The organism is Paratractidigestivibacter sp. (genome assembly GCF_052362415.1).
Classification (GTDB): domain Bacteria; phylum Actinomycetota; class Coriobacteriia; order Coriobacteriales; family Atopobiaceae; genus Paratractidigestivibacter.
Genome location: NZ_DAWEMK010000085.1, coordinates 1 through 5,929 on the forward strand (window position 1 = coordinate 1; position 5,929 = coordinate 5,929).

Sequence of the window (5,929 nt, forward strand, 5' to 3'; positions counted from 1 at the left end):
GCCCGGAAGGCGCCGCCTGGCGCGGGCGGGGCTGGGCGCCCTGGGGGCGCGGGGCCTGGCCCGCCGCGGGCGCCGAGAAGTGCGCCGCGTGGCGGGGACGATGCTGGTCGTTGCTGGGTGTGGTCATCGATGGGCCTTCTCAGTCGTTGTCGTGGGCTTCGTTGGCGTCGAGCCAGGATTGCAGGAAGAGCGAGGCGGCCACCATATCGACCTTGCCCCGCATCGAGCGCTCGTTCAGGCCCTGCTCCCTCAGGATCCGCTTGGCCTCGGCCGAGCTCAGGCGCTCATCGGCGAACTCGAGGGGAAGGTCGCAGCGCTCGGCGATGGCGCGCGCCTGTGCCATGATGCGCTCCGCCTGGGGGCCCTCCTCCCCCGCCAAGGTCATCGGGCGGCCGCAGACGAGCACGTCGGGCTCCCAGTCCTCGAGGACTCGCACGAAGGTGCGCGCATGCGAGAGGACCTCGGCCGCGGGCAGGACGCAGACGGGCGAGGCGACGCGGCCGGCGGGGTCGCTCACGGCGACCCCGACGCGGACCTCACCGATATCGAGCGCGAGCGCCCGCACTAGAGGCCGAGCTCCTTGCGCGCCGCGTCGAGCGCCGCGTCGATACCCGACACGTCGGAGCCGCCGGCCTGCGCCATGTTCGGGCGCCCGCCGCCGCGGCCGCCGACGAGGCTGGCGATGTTCTTCACGATGTCGCCGGCCTTGAAGCCGGAGGCGACGGCGGCGTCGGTTGCGCCCGCGAGGAGCGCGACCTTGCCGTCGGGGGTGGCCGATGCGATCACGCAGGCGACGGGCTCGCCCTCGGCGGCGTCGCGGATGCCGTCCCAGGCGGAGCGCATGTCCTTGCCGGAAAGACCGTCCAGGCGCGCGACGACGGCCTTGTACCCGTCGAGCTGGACCGCGGACCTGAAGGCCTCGGCGACCTTGTCGGAGCCGGCGCCGGTCGTGACGGCCTCGAGCTTCTTTCGGGTGTCGCGCAGCTCGTGGTTGAGGGACGCGACGCGCTCGGCGGCGTCGGCCGGGCGGCACTTGAGCTCGTGGGCCACGCCGGCGAGGAGCTCGAGCTGCTCATCGAGGTGCTCGATGGCGCCCATGGAGGTCACGGCCTCGATGCGGCGGGCGTTTGAGCCGACGGAGCTCTCGGAGACGATCTTGAAGAGACCGAGGTCAGCGGTGTTGCGGGCATGCGTGCCGCCGCAGAGCTCGCGGCTGAAGGGCGCGTCGGAGTCGCCTGTGGAGACCACGCGGACGGTCTCGCCGTACTTCTCGCCAAAGAGCGCGACGGCGCCGGAGGCCTTGGCCTCGTCGAGCCCCATGACGCGGGTGACGATGGGCTCGGCGGCGAAGATCTCTGCGTTCACGAGTCCCTCGACGCGCGCGAGCTCGTCGGCGGTCATGGCCTCGAAGTGGGTGAAGTCGAAGCGCAGGCGATCGGGACCCACGAAGGAGCCCGCCTGGCTCACGTGCTCGCCCAGGACCTGCTTGAGCGCGGCGTCGAGCAGGTGGGTAGCGGTGTGGTTACGGCGGATGAGCTCGCGGCGGCCGTGGTCGACCGCGGCGGTCACGACGTCGCCCACGCGCAGCGTGCCCTCCTCGACGGTCGCGACGTGGGCATAGAGGCCGTTCTTGCCCTTGGTGTCGCTCACGCGGACCTTGAGGCTGCCGCCGTCGGTGAGGTAACCGGTGTCGCCGCACTGGCCGCCCATCTCGGCGTAGAACGGGGTCTGGTCGAGGACGACGCTGACCTCGTCGCCGGCGTGGGCCTCGTCGGCCTCCGCCTCGCGCGCGACGATGGCCACCACGCGGCAGCCGTCGGCGGCGTCGGCGTCGTAGCCGCAGAACTCGGTCGCGGCGAGCTTGTCGGAAAGCCCGGTCCAGACGTCGTTGAAGTTGCTCCAGGCGTCGCGGTTGGCGGCGGCGCGGGCGCGCTCCTTCTGCTCGGTCATGCAGGCGTCGAAGCCCTCCATGTCGACCTCGTGGCCGGCCGCCTCGCAGATCTCGCGGGTGAGGTCGATGGGGAAGCCGTAGGTGTCGTGGAGCTTGAAGGCGACCTCACCGGGCAGCACGGCGCCCTCAGCGAGCTTGGCGCACTCGGCCTCGAGCATGGACTCGCCGGCGTCGAGCGTAGCGCCGAAGCGCTCCTCCTCGGCGCGGACGATGTCCTGGATGAGGGCGTTCTGCTCGACGAGCGCGGGGTAGTTGTCGCCCATGAGGCGCGTGACCTCGTCGACGTAGGTCGAGAGGAACGGGCTCTGGATGTTCATGAGACGGGCGTGGTAGACGGCGCGGCGCAGCAGGCGGCGCAGGATGTAGCCGCGGCCCTCGTTGCCGGGCAGGATTCCGTCGCCGATCATGAACGTGACGGCGCGGGAGTGGTCGGCGAGGATGCGCAGGCTGCGGTCCTTGGCAGCGTCGGTGCCGTACTCGTGGCCCGAGAGCTTCTCGCCCACGCCGATGAGGGACTGGAGCAGGTCGCCGTCGTAGTTCGTGCCCTTGTGCTGCATGATCGCGGCGATGCGCTCGAGGCCCATGCCGGTATCGATGTTGCGGTGGGGCAGCTCGGGCATCGAGCCGTCCTCCTGGCGGTCGTACTGGGTGAAGACGAGGTTCCAGAACTCGAGGTAGCGGTCGCAGTCGCAGCCGGGGGCGCAGTCGGGGCTGCCGCAGCCGAACTCCTCGCCCTGGTCGAAGTAGATCTCGGAGCAGGGGCCGCAGGGGCCGGTCGGGCCGGCGGCCCAGAAGTTGTCCTCCTCGCCGAGGCGCGAGATGTGGTCGTAGTCGACGCCCTGGGCGTGCCAGAGCTCGATGGCCTCCTCGTCGTTCTCGAAGACCGTCATGTACAGGCGGTCCTTGGGAAGGCCGAGGTGCTCGGGCGAGGTGATGAACTCATAGGCCCAGGCGATGGCGTCTGCCTTGGTGTAGCCGCCGAAGCTGAAGTTGCCGAGCATCTCGAAGAAGCTGAGGTGACGGGCGTCGCCGATGTTATCGATGTCGTTCGTGCGCAGGCACTTCTGGCAGGAGCAGGCGCCGATCTCCTTCATGGTCTTGGAGCCCTGGTAGTACTCCTTGAACTGGTTCATGCCGGCGTTTGCGAGCAGCAGCGAGGGGTCGTCGGGCACGAGGGAGGACGACGGGCAGAGCTTGCAGCCCTTGGACTCGAAGAACTTGAGGAAGTCCTCGCGAATCTCGGCGGTGGTCATAGTCTTGTAGTCGGCGGTGCTCATGTGTCTCCCTTGCGATCGGGCGGTGAATCTGCGCATACAATCGACTAGTATACCGCGCAGCCACACCCTCGCAAAAAAGCACATATCGGACGGTATGCCGGGAGTTGTTCAGACTACTTCCGAGGATCCACAAGCCCCGCGGCGTGGCCCTCTACGGCTGCGCGGTCCTCCTCAGAGAGCGCCCCGCGCAGGCGGGAGCCCTCGAAGAACGTCGCATCGTCGAGCGCGTCGAGCTCCGGGCACGGGGAGCCGTCGGGCTCCTTGTACTCCGTGCCGCGGAAGAGCGCGCCTGTGCTCGAGACGATCTGCCGCCCGGTCCTCGTCTCGAAGAAGTACACGAAGAAGCCCCTGATCGCTGCGGTGAGGGGCACGGCGAGGACCATTCCCAGGGCGCCGCCGAGGCAACCGCCCACGATGATGCCCACGAGCGAGAGCGCCGGGTGGATCTGGACGGAGCGCTGCATCACGACGGGCGAGAGCACGTTGTCCGCGATGTTCTGGGCGACCACGGTGATGACCAGCGCGGCGAAGGCGAGGCCCGGCCCCACGAACAGGCCGAGGAGCACGGAAAGCAGGCACGAGACCATGGGACCGATCACGGGGACGAAGTGCATCACGAAGGTGAGCGCGCCGAGCAGGGCCGCGTAGGGGTGCCCCGCGGCGACGAGGCCGGCCGCGACCATGAGCCCGTTGGCGACGGAGGTGACGAGCGTCCCGAACATGTAGCCGCCCGTCGAGCGCGAGAGCACGGCAAGCATGAGCGTGACGTCGCGGCTGTGGCGCGGACCGACGATGACCGCGAGCTCGCGTGCCATGAGCGGGTAGTCCTTGGCGACCCAGTACGCAAGGACGAGCCCGAGGAACACCGTGGTGAAGTCGGTGACCATGCTCGAGATGTTCTCGACGAGGCCGGTGGAGATCTGGCGCGCGAGGTCGCTCGCCATCGAGAGCCCCGTGCTCGACAGCGCGCTCACGAGCTGGTTGACGGTGCTCTGGACGCGCGGGTCGGCGGACTCACCGTAGGTGTTCCAGAACTCTCCGAGGGCCCTTTGCGCTTGCTCGATGTACACAGGGGTGCTGCGCAAAAGCACGAGAAGCTCCTGCATGAGGGGCCCGCCGATCAGCGACACGAGGACGATGACCCCCACGACCAGGAGGGCAAGCGAGATCAGAGCGGCGAGGCCCCTGGGGACCTTGTGGTCCTCCAGGCGGTTGGTGACGGGGCTGCACATGAAGCCGGCGACCCCGCCCACGAGGATGAGCCCGAGCGCCTGCTGGACGAAGCCGAGCGCGCCGATGATGAGCCACGACGCGATGAAGACCCCGACCACCGTCCAGACGGCGAGCATACGGGGGCGCCAGCGCTCGATGCGCTCGCGCCGGCGCTCGGAGAGCTCCCCGGGGTCCTCGCTGGCGCTCATCGCATCAGCCCCTCGGGGTCGATCTTCTCTTGGATGCGGCGCAGGGCGCGGCGCAACATGCGCGATACCTGCACCTGCGAGTTGCCGAGGTTGTTTGCATTCTCGACCTGGGTCATGCCGTCGAGGTAGCGCATACGGATGGCCTGCTGGTCCGCCTCGGGGAACTCGGAGATGACGTCCTCGAGGATCATGCGGTCGTCGGAGGCCTCGAGGTCGTTGTCCACGCTCGCGTAGCGGTCTATGACGGCGGGGGCGTCGTCCTCCTCCGTGCCGCCCTGCCCCTCGAGCGGGACCGAGCTGTAGGCGCTGGAGGACTCCATGGCCTCGAGCACCTCGTCGGGGGTCGTGCCCAGGCGCGCGGCGATCTCGTCGATGGAGGGGCTGCGCTGCAGCTCGGCCGTGAGCTCGTCGGTCACGGTGTTCACCTTGGCGGAGAGCTCCTGGAGGCGGCGCGGAACGCGGATGGTCCAGCCCTTGTCGCGGAAGTGGCGCTTGATCTCGCCCATGATCGTGGGCGTCGCGTAGGTCGTGAACTCGAGGCCGCGGGACGGGTCGAAGCGGTCGATCGCCTTGATCAGGCCGATCGTGCCGACCTGGATGAGGTCGTCGAGCGGCTCGCCGCGGTTCTTGAACTTGGCGGCGATGTAGCGGACGAGGTTCACGTGGCTCACGATGAGCTGCTCGCGCGCCTCCTCGTCGCCCTCCTCCTTGTAGCGGCGGAAGAGCTCGCGGGTGCGGTCCTTGTCCCAGGCAGGCTTGCCCTTGGAGACGCGGCGCAGCCGGCGGCGCGCGGCGGACGCATCGGCGCGGGACGCAGCGGGTACCTGTGCGCTCGCCTTGGCGGGGGCCTCGGCCGCGGCGGCCGCAGGGGCCTTGGCGACGGCGGGCTTCCCCGTCTTGTCCTTCTCGGGCTCCTTAGCGCTCGTCATGGGCACCGCCCGTCGAGAGGACCAGCGAGAGGGTGCGGTCGTCCTCCGTGATGCCGAAGTCCTCGCAGATAGCGTCGAGGAGCACCTCCACGAGCTCGAGCGACTGGTCGGAGTCCGCCGCGTCGAGGTCGTCACCGAGCGAGAAGTCCATGGTGATCTCACCGTCGACGAGGGCGAAGTTGCACACCACGAAGTCCTGTCCCGTGGCGCAGGCGTAGACGAATCCCTCCTCGGCCGCCATGCGGACATCCTCGACGTCGTCGAGGCCGAGGTCGGCCACGGCGGCGAGGCTGGCGGCGCACATGCGCACGACGCGCGCGTACGCGGGGGCGGCGGGAACGGTGAGGGCGA

The 5,929-nt window shown here is 69.4% G+C and carries 5 protein-coding genes; all 5 read right to left on the minus strand.

Features of this window, described 5'->3' with window-relative positions; genetic code table 11:
- Nucleotides 1-139 precede the first annotated feature (139 nt).
- Nucleotides 140-565 (minus strand): Holliday junction resolvase RuvX, encoded by a 426-nt coding sequence (gene ruvX, locus ACT84W_RS08165; protein WP_432291208.1) that lies wholly within the window; start codon nt 563-565, stop codon nt 140-142.
- Complete coding sequence (gene alaS, locus ACT84W_RS08170; protein ID WP_444328844.1) at nt 565-3,228, minus strand: alanine--tRNA ligase; 2,664 nt, start codon at nt 3,226-3,228, stop codon at nt 565-567. The genes ruvX and alaS overlap by 1 nt, the downstream gene beginning before the upstream one ends.
- 113 nt (nt 3,229-3,341) lie before the next feature.
- Nucleotides 3,342-4,649, minus strand: coding sequence for an AI-2E family transporter (locus ACT84W_RS08175; RefSeq protein WP_444328845.1), 1,308 nt, complete (start codon nt 4,647-4,649; stop codon nt 3,342-3,344).
- Nucleotides 4,646-5,578, minus strand: coding sequence for a SigB/SigF/SigG family RNA polymerase sigma factor (locus ACT84W_RS08180; RefSeq protein ID WP_444328846.1), 933 nt, complete (start codon nt 5,576-5,578; stop codon nt 4,646-4,648). The genes ACT84W_RS08175 and ACT84W_RS08180 overlap by 4 nt, the downstream gene beginning before the upstream one ends.
- On the minus strand, nt 5,565-5,929 hold a 365-nt coding region (locus ACT84W_RS08185), incomplete at its 5' end, for an ATP-binding protein (protein ID WP_444328847.1). The genes ACT84W_RS08180 and ACT84W_RS08185, both read right to left, overlap by 14 nt.

What these genes read in the sequence shown, in the direction of transcription:
- alaS (WP_444328844.1), bottom strand. Translation starts at nt 3,228, where the DNA reads ATGAGCACCGCCGACTACAAGACTATGACCACCGCCGAGATTCGCGAG.
- ACT84W_RS08180 (WP_444328846.1), bottom strand. Translation starts at nt 5,578, where the DNA reads ATGACGAGCGCTAAGGAGCCCGAGAAGGACAAGACGGGGAAGCCCGCC.
- ACT84W_RS08175 (WP_444328845.1), bottom strand. Translation starts at nt 4,649, where the DNA reads ATGAGCGCCAGCGAGGACCCCGGGGAGCTCTCCGAGCGCCGGCGCGAG.